At 38.2% G+C, this 15,729-nt stretch carries 16 protein-coding genes; 10 read left to right on the top strand and 6 right to left on the bottom strand.

Annotation, left to right across the window (positions count from 1 at the left end):
- From EWM59_RS27570 to EWM59_RS05265, 5 genes are all read left to right on the top strand, one after another.
- Window positions 1-206, top strand: a 206-nt coding sequence (locus tag EWM59_RS27570; protein WP_165372104.1) for a hypothetical protein, incomplete at its 5' end; no start/stop codon positions are given.
- Window positions 207-214: 8 nt separating this feature from the next.
- A complete protein-coding gene (locus tag EWM59_RS05250; RefSeq protein WP_130019897.1) occupies window positions 215-448 on the top strand; it encodes a DUF6252 domain-containing protein in 234 nt (77 codons plus the stop codon).
- A gap of 46 nt (window positions 449-494) precedes the next feature.
- The gene (locus EWM59_RS05255; RefSeq protein WP_165372105.1) at window positions 495-731 is read left to right on the top strand and encodes a hypothetical protein; all 237 of its coding nucleotides are present in this window, start codon (window positions 495-497) and stop codon (window positions 729-731) included.
- A gap of 8 nt (window positions 732-739) precedes the next feature.
- On the top strand, window positions 740-973 hold the full coding sequence (locus EWM59_RS05260) for a DUF6252 domain-containing protein (RefSeq protein WP_130019897.1): 234 nt from the start codon (window positions 740-742) through the stop codon (window positions 971-973).
- A 46-nt stretch (window positions 974-1,019) separates the two neighbouring features.
- Window positions 1,020-1,520: a hypothetical protein gene (locus tag EWM59_RS05265; RefSeq protein ID WP_165372106.1), complete on the top strand. Its 501-nt coding sequence runs from the start codon at window positions 1,020-1,022 to the stop codon at window positions 1,518-1,520.
- A gap of 39 nt (window positions 1,521-1,559) precedes the next feature.
- On the opposite strand, the gene EWM59_RS05270 is transcribed toward EWM59_RS05265, so the two are convergent.
- Complete coding sequence (locus tag EWM59_RS05270; protein ID WP_229239281.1) at window positions 1,560-2,270, bottom strand: thioredoxin domain-containing protein; 711 nt, start codon at window positions 2,268-2,270, stop codon at window positions 1,560-1,562.
- Between the two features lie 277 nt (window positions 2,271-2,547).
- Here EWM59_RS05270 and EWM59_RS05275 point away from each other — a divergent pair, with 277 nt between their 5' ends.
- From EWM59_RS05275 to EWM59_RS05285, 3 genes are all read left to right on the top strand, one after another.
- Window positions 2,548-5,364: a TonB-dependent receptor gene (locus EWM59_RS05275; protein WP_130019900.1), complete on the top strand. Its 2,817-nt coding sequence runs from the start codon at window positions 2,548-2,550 to the stop codon at window positions 5,362-5,364.
- Window positions 5,365-5,425: 61 nt separating this feature from the next.
- A complete protein-coding gene (locus tag EWM59_RS05280; RefSeq protein ID WP_229239282.1) occupies window positions 5,426-7,186 on the top strand; it encodes a beta-helix domain-containing protein in 1,761 nt (586 codons plus the stop codon).
- A gap of 156 nt (window positions 7,187-7,342) precedes the next feature.
- Complete coding sequence (locus EWM59_RS05285) at window positions 7,343-7,891, top strand: hypothetical protein (protein ID WP_130019901.1); 549 nt, start codon at window positions 7,343-7,345, stop codon at window positions 7,889-7,891.
- 186 nt (window positions 7,892-8,077) lie between these two features.
- Here the strand turns inward: EWM59_RS05285 and EWM59_RS05290 are convergent, their stop codons facing one another.
- Complete coding sequence (locus EWM59_RS05290; protein ID WP_130019902.1) at window positions 8,078-9,199, bottom strand: AI-2E family transporter; 1,122 nt, start codon at window positions 9,197-9,199, stop codon at window positions 8,078-8,080.
- Between the two features lie 250 nt (window positions 9,200-9,449).
- Here EWM59_RS05290 and EWM59_RS05295 point away from each other — a divergent pair, with 250 nt between their 5' ends.
- The gene (locus tag EWM59_RS05295; RefSeq protein ID WP_130019903.1) at window positions 9,450-10,745 is read left to right on the top strand and encodes a DUF5690 family protein; all 1,296 of its coding nucleotides are present in this window, start codon (window positions 9,450-9,452) and stop codon (window positions 10,743-10,745) included.
- 139 nt (window positions 10,746-10,884) lie between these two features.
- Here EWM59_RS05295 and EWM59_RS05300 read toward each other — a convergent pair whose 3' ends face one another.
- Together EWM59_RS05300 and EWM59_RS05305 are read right to left on the bottom strand one after the other, a co-directional pair.
- Window positions 10,885-11,367 carry a DUF4494 domain-containing protein gene (locus EWM59_RS05300; protein WP_130019904.1) on the bottom strand — a complete coding sequence of 161 codons (483 nt, stop codon included), beginning with the start codon at window positions 11,365-11,367 and terminating at the stop codon, window positions 10,885-10,887.
- A gap of 102 nt (window positions 11,368-11,469) precedes the next feature.
- A complete protein-coding gene (locus EWM59_RS05305; protein ID WP_130019905.1) occupies window positions 11,470-12,651 on the bottom strand; it encodes a hypothetical protein in 1,182 nt (393 codons plus the stop codon).
- A gap of 109 nt (window positions 12,652-12,760) precedes the next feature.
- Here EWM59_RS05305 and EWM59_RS05310 point away from each other — a divergent pair, with 109 nt between their 5' ends.
- A complete protein-coding gene (locus EWM59_RS05310) occupies window positions 12,761-13,498 on the top strand; it encodes a DUF5020 family protein (RefSeq protein WP_165372107.1) in 738 nt (245 codons plus the stop codon).
- A gap of 28 nt (window positions 13,499-13,526) precedes the next feature.
- On the opposite strand, the gene EWM59_RS05315 is transcribed toward EWM59_RS05310, so the two are convergent.
- A complete protein-coding gene (locus tag EWM59_RS05315) occupies window positions 13,527-14,669 on the bottom strand; it encodes a TIGR03364 family FAD-dependent oxidoreductase (RefSeq protein ID WP_130019907.1) in 1,143 nt (380 codons plus the stop codon).
- On the bottom strand, window positions 14,670-15,410 hold the full coding sequence (locus EWM59_RS05320) for an HAD family hydrolase (RefSeq protein ID WP_130019908.1): 741 nt from the start codon (window positions 15,408-15,410) through the stop codon (window positions 14,670-14,672).
- Window positions 15,411-15,729: the final 319 nt, after the last annotated feature.

A 15,729-nucleotide genomic window follows, 5' to 3' on the forward strand; every position in this document is an offset into this window, starting at 1 on the left:
GTTTTCTGCTCACAGGCTCTTCATTTCTTGATTCTCTTTTACCCAAAGAAGAATTCTTTTGTAGAGTAAATGGCGAAAAATTCAGACCTGAAAAAGATGATTCTCCTGTTGGAGGCATTGGGTCTGACCCTTTAAAAGTTTCTTGGAATAGACAAAGTAAAAATTTAAGCATTTATGTTAGAGGAAAAGGAAAACTCGTTGGTTAAAACTATTAATGCCTAATTCAGAAATTGAAATTGGAAAATACCAGTTGACTAACAATAAACTATTAAATGTCGGATTATTTAGTCCTAATAACAATAGCTCGTTCCCAACTGATTTAATCTCAGAAATAGGCGAAGTAAACATCACAAAGATAGATGGTTACAATTTGTCGGGTACTTTCTTTTTTACATGTAAAGAGTACAAGATAACTAAAGGAGAATTTAACGATATTTCTTATTACTGATGTGTTGATGAAAAAAGTGCTATTCAATCATAAAGCTTCAATTTTTATGAAAGCCATGATTTTAACATGCTTTTTGTGTTTTCTGCTCACAGGCTCTTCATTTCTTGATTCTCTTTTACCCAAAGAAGAATTCTTTTGTAGAGTAAATGGCGAAAAATTCAGACCTGAAAAAGATGATTCTCCTGTTGGAGGCATTGGGTCTGACCCTTTAAAAGTTTCTTGGAATAGACAAAGTAAAAATTTAAGCATTTATGTTAGAGGAAAAGGAAAACTCGTTGGTTAAAACTATTAATGCCTAATTCAGAAATTGAAATTGGAAAATACCAGTTGACTAACAATAAACTATTAAATGTCGGATTATTTAGTCCTAATAACAATAGCTCGTTCCCAACTGATTTAATCTCAGAAATAGGCGAAGTAAACATCACAAAGATAGATGGTTACAATTTGTCGGGTACTTTCTTTTTTACATGTAAAGAGTACAAGATAACTAAAGGAGAATTTAACGATATTTCTTATTACTGATGTGTTGATGAAAAAAGTGCTATTCAATCATAAAGCTTCAATTTTTATGAAAGCCATGATTTTAACATGCTTTTTGTGTTTTCTGCTCACAGGCTCTTCATTTCTTGATTCTCTTTTACCCAAAGAAGAATTCTTTTGTAGAGTAAATGGCGAAAAATTCAGACCTGAAAAAGATGATTCTCCTGTTGGAGGCATTGGTTCTACTCCTTTAAGAGTCGAATGGTATAAAGACAAAAAAACTTTATTTATAAGTGTTCGTGATAGTCCGAGAGAAATAGGTTTTATAATTCTCTTTCCAAACGAGCAGATTGAAGTTCAATCCTTTTTATTGAAACCGGATATAAATGCATCAAAAGCGTATTTTACCCCAAGTAACAGTCATTCAGCGCCAGTTGAAAATATTATTTCTCAGGAAGGCACTTTTACCGTTTCCAAAATTGATGGCTATAATCTTTCCGGCACATTTGAATTTACCTGTAAGAGTGCCAAAAACGGGAAAGAATATACAATCACTAAAGGAGAGTTTAACGATATTTCTTATTACTGATTTTGGTTTTTTAACCTATCGCCCAACTAATAATTCCTACTACTGCAACTGCTTCACTACATCTTTCTTCTCAATAAACCCGACATTTGACCATTGGATGGTTTTGTTTTTGTAGAGTTGTAAAACAGGTAAAGCATCTACTCCCAAACTTTTGCATAAGGCCTGGTTATCGTCGGCATTGATGCGTATTACTTCTACTTGCGCTTTCATATCCGAAGCAATTTCTTTCAGATATGGTTCCATTCTTTTACAGGGTTCACACCAGTCGGCATAGAAATCTATCAATACCAGTTTATCAGAATCAATCAACTGATTGAATTGTTGTTGGCTCATGCCTTCAGGTTTGGTTGAACCCTCAGTAGTTTCCGGCAAATTAGCTGCCCGCCATTTCATGATTCCTCCGTCTAATTCATAGACTTCCTTAAAACCCATTTCACGCATTTTTTTTGCGGCGGCGGCACTACGTGCTCCACTCAGACAATACACAAACACAGGGTTCGATTTATCCATGCCCTCAATTCTGGCTGCAAAATTAGTGTCTCTCCAGTTAATATTTTTAGCATCTGTTAAATGTCCTTTGGCAAATTCTTCCGGTGTTCTTACATCAAGTACAGTTTCATTAGCCAATTCTTTAATTTTCTCCGAAAACGTATCAGCCGGAAGGTTAGTTGACTGGCTTTGTCCTTGTGAACAAGCTGCGCCAAGTATCGAGATAAATATCAGGCAGGTATAAAAGTATCTTTTCATCATAGTATTGTCTTATCTGATAGCAAATATAGGATATACATCTTTATTATACATATGATTATTATCAGATTTGCTACAATATAAATAATAAGAGAGATAACCAGTTAATGTTGTACCCTTCTTATAAATAGCAAATTTTTCAACATTGTGTCATTTGCATCAATTATGGCAACTCATTCGTAAGAAACCAAACATAATTAACCCATAATATTGACTTAACATTTACTTAATATTGGCGCAGTAGTTTTGCATCGTGAAAATTAAGACACGAAAAACCAATATGAACAAGATAAAAATTTCTACTACGCTATTTTTGCTATTTGCTACTTTTCTCACTTTTGCCCAGTCGGGTACTATTTGCGGAACAATTAAAGATGCTAAAACCAACGAAGATTTAATAGGTGCTACTGTTAAAGTTGATGGCACCGCTTTGGGTACAGTTACTGATGTAAACGGTTTCTTTTCGATTGCTAAGGTTCCGGCAGGTAAAGCAAAAATAGTGATTACTTATGTTTCTTATAAAGATAAAGTAATTGCTGATGTAGCAGTTGTGGCAGATAATGTTACAGAAATCAATACATTCCTTGAAGAAGAAGGAGCAGTTTTACAGGAAGTAAAAGTAACGGCCAGCCGATTGACAAACACTGAGGTATCGGTAATTTCAGAAATAAAAGCAGCCCAGATGGTGGTAAACGGTATTTCGGCACAACAGATTGCCAAATCTCTTGACCGTGATGCCGCACAGGTAGTAAAACGTGTACCAGGTATTACCATTGTAGGTGATAGATTTATCAACATCAGAGGTCTGAACTCACGTTATAATAATGTAATGTTGCACAATGCTTTTACGCCAAGTATGGAAACTGACGTAAAATCGTTCTCGTTTGATATTATCCCAAGTTCACAAATCGACAGAATGTTGATTTTCAAAAGCCCATCGGCTGAATTACCCGGCGAATTTGCCGGTGGTTTAGTAAAAATCTTCACCAAGAATATTCCTGATAGAAACTCTTTAGTAATCGATTACAGCACTTCTTACCGTAGTAATACTACTTTCGGCGATTTCTATCAGCCTAATCAGGGCAAAAACTACTGGACAGGCTTTAACAACGGTTATTACGATTTGCCTAAGTATTTTCCGGCTAATATCAGCCAGATTGGCAACAATCCTGCAGCCTTAGAAACGGCAGGTCGGTCATTGAAAAACGAATGGATTGCCAATCAGGGTACTGCCACACCAGACCAGAGAATTGGTGTAACAGGTAACTACAGATTTAATATAGGTAATGTAAAAGCTGGTAATGTAACAGCTGTGAACTACTCAGATACCCGTACTAATTTTGTGGTTGACCGTAACGACTTCAATGCCAATATCGACAATACTCAATCTCCGATTTATAATTTTAACGACCAGCAATATAGCCGCAATATCCGTGTGGGTATTATGCACAACTGGGCATTCCGTTTGAATGAGAATCATTCTATTGAATTTAAAAACCTATTCAACCAGTTAAGCAATTCAAACTATACCCGTCGTACAGGTCGTGCCATTGAGGCTAACTATAACCCTGATAACCACTCATTTAATCAGGTATATCGTGGGATTTACACCGGACAATTAACGGGTAAACATACCGTAGCTAAAGGTAAAACAACCATCGACTGGGTAGTTGGCTATAATAATTCTTACCGTGACCAACCTGACTACCGTCGTTATCGTTCAGATGTGGACCAAACCAGTGGTTCAAAAACTGTTTATATTCCGGTTGGTACAGCACAGGCTTTCTTCTTAGGGAGATGGTTCTCGAAAATGATAGAAAACGGTTATACCGGAGCAGTAAATGTAAGTCAGAAAATTACGCTTTCGAAAGAAAAAGAAACCGAAATGGAATTGAAAGCAGGGGTTTTCTATGAGAAAAAAGACCGTACTTTCGATGGTAGAAACTTAGGTTATGTACGTAGTTCTAACTTTAACGGAGAGCTTTTTACTGCCCCCATTAATGTTATCTTCAATAACATCAATAATACCAATGGTATCAGAATTGACGAGCAGACTAACCCTAATGACTCTTATACCGCAGGTAATAAATTATTAGCTTATTATGCAAACGCAAATATTCCGCTTACCAAAAAACTGAATATTATCGGTGGGGTACGTGTAGAAGACAATACACAAAGCTTGCAAAGTGCCTTTATTGGTGGTGCTAAAGTATCAGTGAGAAATCCTGTGCTTAGTGTGCTTCCATCGGCTAACCTTTCTTACAACTTCTCTGAAAAAATGCTGGTAAGAGCTGCTTACGGACAAACCATCAACCGTCCTGAATTCAGAGAGTTAGCGCCTTTCTCTTTTTATGATTTCGATTTCAACGTAGTATATGAAGGTTATACAGGCTTAAAAATTTCAACTGTAAACAACTTTGATGCCCGTTGGGAGTTTTATCCGACACCATCTGAGGTGATTAGCGTAGCGGCCTTCCACAAAGATTTCAGAAATCCGATTGAGATTGAAGTAGAAGCAGGTAGTGGCTCATTAGGCGCAAAAACTTTCATTTATAACAATGCCAAAAGTGCCAGAAGTACAGGTATCGAATTAGAAATCAAGAAAGGTCTGGCAAGCATCACTTCATCAAAACTGCTTGAAAGAGTAAGCGTATTGTTTAATACTACCTTACTGGTAAGTAAAGTAAAACTAAGAGATGGTTCGGTGGGTCAGTCAGACAATCGTCCGTTACAAGGACAGTCTCCATACATTGTGAATACAGGTATCAACTACAACGACCAGGACAGAGACTTTCAGGTGAATGTTCTTTACAATGTAATTGGTAAAAGAATCTTCGCCGTAGGTTTTGATGGCTACCCTGACCTTTATGAAATGCCAAGAAATGTACTTGACCTTACTTTCTCGAAAGGGGTAGGAAGAGATAACAGATTTGTAATCAAAGGCGGTGTGAACGACATTTTCAACCAGGCAGCTTTGATTTTACAGGATGGTAATCAGGATGGCAAATTCGACCGTAAGAAAGATGAAATCATGCAGGAGTACAGACCGGGCAGATTATTCTCTATAGGTGTGAGCTACACTTTAAATGGCAAATAACAAACGAATCATAGAGTAAAATTAAACATTCACTGAGTTTACATTATAAACCCCAAAAATTATGCAATTTTCTAAATTCTCTCGATTGTTTGCAGCGTGTACAATGGCAGTTTCTGCTGTGTTTGTACTGAATGCATGTAAAGAAGATGAAGAAGTGTTCCCGGCACCAAGTGTATCGGCAGGTACAGAAGCATCAGGTGTGCCAGGTGCTAAAGTTAACGTTACGGCTTCTATCAGTGCACCAGCAGGCTTAAAAACCTTGACAGTTTTGAAAAACGGAGCAGCATTTGATACTAAAACATATACTGCCAACGAAACATCAGATAACTATACCAAAGAATATACCATTGAAAATTTAGCTGCTGGTACAGCTGTTAACTTCACAATCATTGCAACAGACAGCAAAAACCAATCGTCGGCTCCTGCTACATTTACTGTAAAATCAACGGCTGTTCCTCCAAAAGAAATAGTAACAGTAAAAGGTGTATTAACAGGAAACGTAACCTGGTCGAAAAGCAAAATCTATAAATTATCAGGTTTTGTGCGTGTAGGTGGCGACACTACTGCCGTTACAGCAGCAGGTGCAGCAACAGGTACACTTACCATTGAGCCTGGTACAGTTATTATCGGCGAACGTGCTACGAAAGGAACTTTGATTATTCAGCGTGGTAGCAAAATCATCGCTAATGGTACAGCCACTGAACCTATCGTGTTTACATCAGAGCGTGGTGTAGGTGAGCGTGAAGCAGGTGACTGGGGTGGTTTAGTCATTTGTGGTAAAGCAGCAAATAACTTACCTGGTGGTTCTGGTCAATTAGAAGGTAGCTATAAAGGCTGGCATGGTGGCACAGATGACGCTGACAACTCAGGTAGTCTGAAATATGTACGTGTTGAATATGCAGGAGTACCTATCAACCCAAATCAGGAAATTAACTCTTTCACTTTCGGTTCAGTAGGTAGTGGTACCGTATTGGAGTACTTACAGGCTTCTTACGGTGGCGATGATGCTTTTGAGTGGTTTGGTGGTACTGTAAACGCTAAATATTTGGTTTCTTACAGAACATTGGATGATGATTTTGATATGGATAACGGTTTTAGAGGAAATATCCAGTTTGCCGTAGCACTTCGTGGTGCAACAAGTGCTGACCAATCAGGTTCAAACGGATTTGAAGTGGATAACGACGGACAAGGAACTGCTAATGAACCATTCACTTCGCCAACACTTGCCAACGTTTCGTTGATTGGTGCTAAACAAAGCCAGGAGACATTTATCAGTACTTTGTTCCAGAATGGTATGCACTTGCGTCGTAATAACAGAATTAAAGTATATAATACATTCATAACAGGTTTCCCTAACGGCATCTATATTGATGGTGCTACTACAGCAGCTAACGCCAATGGTGGTTCTTTAGTATTGAACAACATCGTATTGGCTGGTGTAACAGGTTGGGGTTCAAATGGTTACGGACAAGGAGCAGCTACACAACCACAAGGTTTCCCTGTGCGTGATGTTAATACCGCCACTCCTGCCGCTGACTTAATGATTGGTACTAAAAAACCATCTGAGTGGTTTGCAGGTCTTACAGGTAACAAAACAGTAGCTTCGTGGTCAACTACTGGTGTGAGCAATAGCGTATTCGGTACTGGCCGTCCAACATTTACAATTATTGGTACAGCCGCTGATGCTTTAAACAAAGCGGTTACAGTACCAACTTTACCGGCGTTCTTTACAGCTACTACTTATGTAGGTGCATTCAATGATACAGACTGGACTGCAACATGGGCAGAGTTTAACCCAAGTACAGTAACTTATATTAAGTAATATTTCTGAGAAAAAGTACCCCATCCCCAACCCTTCCGCATCGGCGTTCCGACCCAACAATGGGGAAGGGAGTTAAAGTCCCTCTCCCCACTGTTGGGGAGAAGGATTTAGGGAGAGGGGTTTTGTATTACTTTTTCTGATTGCCTGAACACCAATATGAAGAAAATTTTTGTATTATGTATTTGTCTGCTCACGCTATCATGCGAAAAAGACAAGTATGATGTAAATACCTATTTTGATAAAGCACAACAAGATTCTTTACTGACAAATATCATAACCTATATTTATCAAAAGGCTCCTCAGTCAAGCAATCAAACAAGATTCCAGCCACAATACCGGAATTTTTATGTAGGTGTTCTACCAAAATTCAGTATCCAGAATTATTACATCGCACCCGATAGTACACATTATTTTTTTGTGATTCGTCCGGTTGGTGGTCTGCCTTTTAAAAGGGGTGTAATAGGTCGATATAAATTAGGCAAAAACCTGATGCCGACTGATTTTGAAGAAGTGGTAAATACACCGCATCTCGACGAAAAAGTAGTGAAGGAACGAGGAAAGTTCTTGTTTAATGAACTGATTAAAAATGGCAATTTAGATAAGTATCTATCCATGAAGCATTATGTTGAATGGCCTGATGCAAATCTAATTTATGATAAAAAACTGAATGAATGGGTAGCGCCCAGACCTGAATCCATACAATAAAAGACATTAGTTTAAATACTAAAAGACTATCAGCCCTTTGGTTGAGAATTGAATCAGCAGATTCATATTGGTGTTAAATCAGAAAAGTCAGGAGCCTTGCTTCTGACTTTTTCTTTTGGTTGAATATTTTAGCAATAAATTTGTTGTTATTTTCTTTTAACAATAAGTTTATTGTTAAACTACAAGTTACTTCTCCTCCTTCTTCTTCCCCCTTTTTTCCATGCCTTTAAAATTAAAAATCACTTTCCCTACCCGGGGTTGGTTATCACCAATCAGGAAGCCGAAGGGTTTTAAATCATCAATCCTATCGAAAATTACTTTTAAAATGGCCGTTAAGGGAATAGATAGAAACATACCCGCAACTCCCCATAAAGCACCACCTATAAGTACTACTATAATAGAGACAAGTGCGTTTACATTCACTTTGCTTGCTACAATTTTGGGTACAATCAGATTGTTATCTATAAATTGCACTACCGAAAATAATACAATTACCCAAATTGCATAGCTGGGTTCTTTAGTGGTCAGTGCCATTAAAATAGGAAAAACCATCGCTATCATATTTCCAATATAAGGGATTAAATTGAGAAGGGCAGCGATGATACCCATTAAAATAGCATACTCAATTCCCATAATTAATAATCCTGCTGAAATAAGTGTGGCCACTATTACTGCTTCAGTAAGCAAGCCTATAAGGTAGCTTTGAATAAGCGTTTTGGTTTCATACAATACTTCTTCTACAATTTTCTTTTTAGGACCCTGAAAAAGCATGGCAATAAACTCAAGCAATAAAGGCTTATAGAACAGAATAAGAAAGATATAGACCGGCATCAGAATGAGTAAGGTAAATATATTACCCATAGCACCCAGCGTGGCAGTAATTACAGCACTACCATTTTTCAAGCCCTGGTCTTTGGCACTTTCAATGCCTTGCTGAATCTTGGGCTTGCTGAGATTAAAGGTCTGGGAAACCCAGTTAATAGTATTCTGGGCAAATTCATCGAGTTTTTCTTTAAACTGTGGTGCTGAATCGCTGAACATAACTAATTGCGAACCAATAAAAAACATCACTCCGCCAATAACAACAGTTGCCAGCAGAATGGCTAATGCAATAGCTAATATCTTGTTGAAGTTTTTGCTCATCAGAAAATTAACTATCGGATTGAGCAGAATGGCTACAATAGTAGCTAATAAAAAGGGAATAATGATGCCTTGCCCGATATACAGTATATAGAAAAAGGCCAGTAACCCTATAGTGATTTGAGCCAGTTTGAGATAGACGGGTATTTTAGAAGATGATGAGTCCATTAGTTTGTTTCTTATTAGGTGTTTGACTTTATAGATATTGAATCTATTTAAAAACCCTATCCAGACTGATTTTATAGCCAATTCAATAGAACAAAGGTGTTTATACGTTGAAAGATAAAAGTTATGTGGAATGCTACGTATATAGATTGTGGAATTAATTCCTCAGCCTGAAATTCTTTATTTAATACTGGCATAACATTGAGTTTATATGGGTTGCCGAAATTACAGGTTTAATAAATAGAGGCAACCTGTGAAGAAAATCCTTGAGAAATCTGAAGTATTATTGATAGTCTGGTGTATCATAGCGGCTTTTGGTACCTACTTCTGTATGTATGCTTTCCGCAAGCCTTTCACTACTGGTTTGTATGAAAATTATGAACTGTGGGGCATAGGCTATAAAAGTATTCTGATTATCTCTCAGGTATTTGGTTATATGCTTTCCAAGATTATCGGGATAAAGGTGATAGCTGAATTGAAAGCCAAAAGCCGGATACTGTTGATTATTGGTCTGATAGCCTTTGCCGAAGTGGCCTTGCTAGCCTTTGGTTTTGTGCCTTTTCCATACAATTTTGGTTTTCTGTTTTTGAATGGCTTGCCATTGGGTATGGTCTGGGGCGTGATTTTTAGTTTTTTAGAAGGACGCAAACTGACAGAGTTTTTGTCGTTAGGATTAAGCCTGAATCTGGTAATGACATCGGGGGTATTAAAAACCATTTATCTCTATTTGCAGGAAACTTATCATATCAGCGAGTTTCATTTGCCTTACGTAATCGGCCTCGTTTTTCTGCCTTTCTTTCTGTTTTTTGTCTGGATGCTGGCCCAGATACCGCCACCTAATGAAGAAGATACACGACTGAGAAACAAACGGACAGCTATGACTAATGCCGATAAAGACAGAATTATCAGAGAATTTGGCATCGGTCTATTCTGCTTTATAGGAATGTATCTGCTGATGGCCACCATGCGTGATTTCAGAGATAATTTTGCGGTAGAAGTCTGGCGGGAAATTGACCCTCAATTCAGTAAAGTTATTTTTTCAGAAATAGAAACCACTATTGGTCTGGTAGTGGTAAGCCTGATTGCACTGATAGCTTTTATCCGTAATAACTTTTATTCATACCTTACCTTTTCGGGTATGATGATAATTGCTGTAATAGCTTGTGGAGGGAGTACATGGGCTTTTCAGCAGGAAATGATTTCAGCAAAATTGTGGATGCTGAGTTTAGGCATTGGTTTATTTCTGCCTTATTTGTTGATACAAACGGTTGTCTTTGAGCGCCTGATAGCCCTGTTCAAAGCCCAGGGAAATGTAGGATTTCTGGTTTATATCTGTGATTCGATAGGGTATTTAGGAAGTGTGTTGCTCTTGTTATACCGGGAGTTTTTCTTGAAGCAGATTTCTTTTCTGAATGTATTGATTACGTTCGGCTATATCATTTCAGGCGTTTGTCTGGTTTTACTGATTATACAACTCATATACTTTACCAACAAGCATCTGAATGGACGTGTGTGGTGGAAAGCGGTGCCGAAGTCGGAGATGGTTTAGGTGATGAATAGCGAATGATTAAATTGTCTGAACTTTGATTTAACTGATTTATGTGATTACAATGATTTTTAATTCATTGGTTACTCAGATTATTATCAGTGAAATCATCAAATCAGTTAAATCAAAGTTCAGACAATTATCAATTCACCAACACCTCTGCTAATGGCTTAAAGTTGCCTTGTTTGAGCTTTTCTTCTACGGCGTCGTAAGGAATTACTTCTAAGATATTGGTGATGTTAATATCCGTAATTTGGTAGTCTTCTACCGTACCTAATCTTTCCGAGATAAGCTGGTAGGCTTCTAATGGGTTTTCTGCATTAATAAGCATATTGAAAGGCGTGCGTTTCTCTTTCTGCGATTTCTCATCGAAACTCATAAAGTTTACCTTTACCTTAAACCACGTTTCGGCACCTTCTTCTACAAAATACACTTCCTGTAGTTTCATGCGTGAAAGCCCGAATAAATGAAAGTCGGGGGTGTTAGAGGCAACCGTTGAGTAGATTCTTGCTTCGGCATCGGTATAAGATACGGCATCTACTAAATATACCTCGGTGATTTTAATGGTTTTGTCTTTTTCATCTACTTTCTGGTAGCGAATTTTCCCTTGATACCAAGCTGACATAGTGTAAATGGATTATTAATGAATGGAAAACAATTATATGCAAAAATACGGAGGCTAATTTAAACTAAAGGTATATACGCATCAATTAAATTACAATCCGGCTTATTCCTTACATTGTTGCCCTTTGAGGCTAAAGAAATCAATGTGAGCTGGTATGGCAGGTATATCGGGTCTGAAGCCTTTCAGAGCAAAAATGCCCACATATTTAGGGTTGATGAGTATATCACGGCTGATGATTTCTTTAAAAGCAAATAAATCATCATTACCAGAGGCAAAGAGAAACCGATAGGTATGGTTTAGCTTTTCAATCCGTAGAGCCGATTTCCTTAAATTTTTAGTCATGATTGCCGATTGCGCAGCATCTGTAGTAAAAACAACAGAATGGGCTATTTCCTCCGGTTTACTGAAGGCTCCTTCAGTAGTGCTGATAGCTTGCAGAAGTACCTCACCTGGCTTTTGAAAGCCGCCAAAAAAATCATTGAACGACAGCGTAAACCTGACACTCTTGCTCGTAAAAGTGGTATCTTCCATCAATAAAATGCCTACCTGCTGCCAGTTTTGCTGAGGAATAAAATTGCTCAGATGAATCTCAGTTGAAAAGCAGGAAGTGGCTATTTGTTTCACTAAGAGATTTTTGATACCAATGCGGCCTGCGGTATCAGGGTAATTGTCGCCATCTAATGTATAGAGGGTCAAATGTCCTGTTTTTTCGTCTCTCTTATCCCAATAAATCGGGTCTTCTGTTTTCAGCATCCAGCCTTTTTGACTGAGTGAATCCTGGCTAACAGTGGTAAAATTGTCTGTAAAATCAGTTGAGATAGTATTGTTTCTGTATAAGTAAAAAGCTATTGTAATCAGCAAAATAAGTGCAGCAATCAAATCCCAGATTTTCAGCTTAAAAGCAAACACAGGTTTTGTCCGTTTACGTCTGGTGCTGTGAGCTCTGGCATAGGTATCACGGTAATTGTACCAGTACCTGAAATGTGCCTCATTCTTTTTTCGGGTGGCCTCATCGGTTTTAGCAGCGTTACTAACATAGCGGGCAAAGGTATCTAAAGTAGCCGTGCTTGGGTTCTCCGGCTTATTGGTAGCCGGATTGAGAATGTGCAGTGAATAGTTTTTAATACTTTTCCAACCTACCACCAAGCCTGTGCGTTCCAGAATCTCATTAGAAAAATGTTTGCTTTCTGTTTCTGAAAGAGGAGTCGTCAACTCTTTCCAAAAGCATTTTTCATGGGCTTCGTGAAATAATCTGAAAAACGCTTTTTCGTCTATAGTGCTCATCGCAGGGTTTATGGTATGCGTAATTAACGTTTCCGCAAGGTTTATGCTTCAATTACGAAGCAAATTTTTTTTTCAGGCAAATTTTGAATCAACAAAATTAAAGATTCAAATGAACTCACGCATGAACACAGGCCTGATTTTTCTAAGCCTTTTTTTCTTTTCGTTTGTCGTACTGTCGCAAGACCTGCAAATCCATTACGATTTTCGCCATACGGTTGACCCGAAGCTGAACCCAAGGAATTTTCCGATGATTAGTTTTCAGTACTTTAAGCAGTTAGATACCGTGGGTACAGGCTCGTTTCTGTTCAAAGTACAAACCTTTTTAGATGGCGAAAAAAACAATACCAATCAGGCTTTTTTACAGGTTTCTCAATCTTTGCGTTTCTGGAAACCTAAAGTTTATCTCTCACTCAATTATAGCGGTGGTTTGGGTATTGCTCAACCCTCTTTTGGCTATTATCTCCGAAACTCTTTTGGTGCGGGTGTGGCATACCCGTTTCAATGGAAAGGTGCATGGTTAAGTGCGGCCGCTTTGTATCGGTATAATGCTTTTCAGAAAGGCAGCCACGACCCGCAATTTATTTTTTACTTTGGCAGGGGTTTTCTGAACTATAAAATTTTTGTTGAGGGAAGTATTGTGGCATGGACAGAAAACCGTGACCAGGGCGTTGACTATACCAAAGGACAAACAGGCAAGAAATTTGCGTTCTTCGGAGACCCACAAATATGGTTCAACATTAAAAAAGGATTGGCTGTTGGCTCAAGAATCAGTTTATATTACCACCTGTTGACCGATAAAAATACGATTCAGGCTTATCCTACTATCGGGACAAGGTATAAATTCTAAGCATTATGTCGCTGCCAGAAAATGGTTCTTACAACAAGCTATCAATCACATGTTCGGCATACCCGGCACTGGTAGTCATACCTTTGCCGCCGATACCCGTACGGATATGAATATTCGGGCTGATGTCATGTTCATAAATCTCGTCGGGGTGTTGGGCATAGAAGCCTGCCCAGGCACGGGCAATTTTCCTGACCGGAAAACTCATGATACGTTCAGCCTCTTTCAGCATGAGGTCGTTGATATAGGTTTTCGTATCAAAACCTAATTCGTCGGTGCGTCCGACAGGTGCGTATTCGTGCGAGTCTCCAATGATAATAGAACCATCAATGGCCTGTTTGAACAGGATATGGACACCCCATTTTTTTAATTCAGCGTAATGGTCAGGTGTAGTGATATTTTTAAAAGAAGGGCATTGCTCAAAAGACTCATAACGGCGAATAGAAAGCCCGGTAAGAATATTCCCTTTGATTGATACATTGGTCATAGGTACAGTTTGCAACATCTGCAATTTGCTCACTATCATGCCACTCTGGGCATATACCTCAGGGAAAAGCAGATTAAATACATAGCCGCTACAAATAATGGCTTTGTCGGCAGTGTATTGAGTATTGCCACTTGTGGTAACAGTTACTTTGTCTGATGTTTCCACGCAGTCAATCACACTTGTATTGGTCAAGTAAGTAACTTGTAATTGCTCTTGCAGGTATTGTAGCAATTTATAGATAAGCAAGTTAGGCTCTACGCTTACCTCGTTAGGGTAGTAGATAGCCCCACGCGCATAATCTTCCTTGAGTTCAGGATATAAATCGAGGCATTGTCTTTTAGAGAGCAGAATACAATCGTAACGTTGACTGTGGTGTATGTCATATAGTTCGTTAGCTAATTGCCATTCGGTTTCGTCAGAAGCAAAATAGACAGTGCCATTTTTTCTGACTGATATATCAAATTGTTGTTGGATTTCTTTGTAAATGTCAAGGCTTCTTCTGCCAAAGTCAAACCATTTTCCGGCTGAACCTGAGGGTACAGCCTGCCCGAAATTGCGAACAGTAGAACTGACCGGAAAATTGTCTTTTTCTATAATCAGGACTTTCTTGCCTTTTTTAGCGGCATGGTAAGCATGAAAAGCCCCCATAATACCACTACCCACTATAATAATATCGAAATTTTTCATTTATGCTTCACTAAGAACCCCTAATTTAATAATAATGTCTTTTAAATCTTTCAGCGAATTTAATAAGCCATCATTACGCAGAATAGTTAATTGCTGGCGGGTATGTGTGCCATTTACTACTCCTAAAGACAAACGACACCCGGCTCTTACACCTGATTTTAAATCAGAAGGAGTATCACCGATGTTTATTACTTCGTAAGGGTCAGTAACACCCATCAGTTTCATGGCTTTCTGAATCATATAAGGCTCCGGGCGGCCTTTAGGTACTTCATCGCTGGCAATAGATAAATCTATGACGGACTTGCCTGATGTATTCACATAATTGTATTCTAACCCCGCAAGCCAGCCTAATTTTTCGAGAATAATATTAGTTACTACCCGATAGAAACCCGTAGTCAGGGCTATTTTGATATTATTTTTGCGCAAGAACTCAAATACTTCCAAACAACCCTCGGTGGGCAGTACCTCACTATTTCGGTAATGCTCTTCCAGAATCATACGGAAATAGTCGTAAGAATAAAGTACGTTTTCATTATATTCAGGATGGTCTTTGCCTGATTTCTCTTCCCAGAGCATTCTGAAAACTTCTATTTTGGAATAGCCCTGTAAGGCCAGTATCCTTTCTTCTGATACATTCAAGCCTACATATTCGCAAGCTATTGCAAAACAGGTTTCAACTTCTTTTTTGTCCTGAACGGTAGTTCCAGCCATATCGAAAACAACTAATTTGATTGGGTACATAAGGTGCTGTTTTTTGACAAAAATAACTGACTTACTTTTATAAAACATATTATGTTTTTGTTAAGTAATCATTCGAAATAGCTAAAAAAGTGTGAAAATAACACTTAAAAAAGGGCATTTTTATATCTACATTCTCAAGAAATACGTCTCTCTTCTTCCTGCTTTCATAGAAGTGTAAATCAGACAGTTTTAGCTAAAAAATTACGTTTTGAGGAAAATATTCCCCGTAATTACCCTAAAAATTATACATACTTAGCTACAAGTAAATTACCCAATAAAGTAATTTGCTTTCTGTTAAGTTGTTTATTATCAATGTTTT

This window comes from Emticicia agri (genome assembly GCF_004168285.1).
Classification (GTDB): Bacteria; Bacteroidota; Bacteroidia; order Cytophagales; family Spirosomataceae; genus Emticicia; species Emticicia agri.

Coding starts and splice junctions, on each gene's coding strand:
- EWM59_RS05250 (WP_130019897.1), top strand. CDS start 215: ATGCCTAATTCAGAAATTGAAATTGGAAAATACCAGTTGACTAACAAT.
- EWM59_RS05255 (WP_165372105.1), top strand. CDS start 495: ATGAAAGCCATGATTTTAACATGCTTTTTGTGTTTTCTGCTCACAGGC.
- EWM59_RS05260 (WP_130019897.1), top strand. CDS start 740: ATGCCTAATTCAGAAATTGAAATTGGAAAATACCAGTTGACTAACAAT.
- EWM59_RS05265 (WP_165372106.1), top strand. CDS start 1,020: ATGAAAGCCATGATTTTAACATGCTTTTTGTGTTTTCTGCTCACAGGC.
- EWM59_RS05270 (WP_229239281.1), bottom strand. CDS start 2,270: ATGATGAAAAGATACTTTTATACCTGCCTGATATTTATCTCGATACTT.
- EWM59_RS05275 (WP_130019900.1), top strand. CDS start 2,548: ATGAACAAGATAAAAATTTCTACTACGCTATTTTTGCTATTTGCTACT.
- EWM59_RS05280 (WP_229239282.1), top strand. CDS start 5,426: ATGCAATTTTCTAAATTCTCTCGATTGTTTGCAGCGTGTACAATGGCA.
- EWM59_RS05285 (WP_130019901.1), top strand. CDS start 7,343: ATGAAGAAAATTTTTGTATTATGTATTTGTCTGCTCACGCTATCATGC.
- EWM59_RS05290 (WP_130019902.1), bottom strand. CDS start 9,199: ATGGACTCATCATCTTCTAAAATACCCGTCTATCTCAAACTGGCTCAA.
- EWM59_RS05300 (WP_130019904.1), bottom strand. CDS start 11,367: ATGTCAGCTTGGTATCAAGGGAAAATTCGCTACCAGAAAGTAGATGAA.
- EWM59_RS05305 (WP_130019905.1), bottom strand. CDS start 12,651: ATGAGCACTATAGACGAAAAAGCGTTTTTCAGATTATTTCACGAAGCC.
- EWM59_RS05310 (WP_165372107.1), top strand. CDS start 12,761: ATGAACTCACGCATGAACACAGGCCTGATTTTTCTAAGCCTTTTTTTC.
- EWM59_RS05315 (WP_130019907.1), bottom strand. CDS start 14,669: ATGAAAAATTTCGATATTATTATAGTGGGTAGTGGTATTATGGGGGCT.
- EWM59_RS05320 (WP_130019908.1), bottom strand. CDS start 15,410: ATGTACCCAATCAAATTAGTTGTTTTCGATATGGCTGGAACTACCGTT.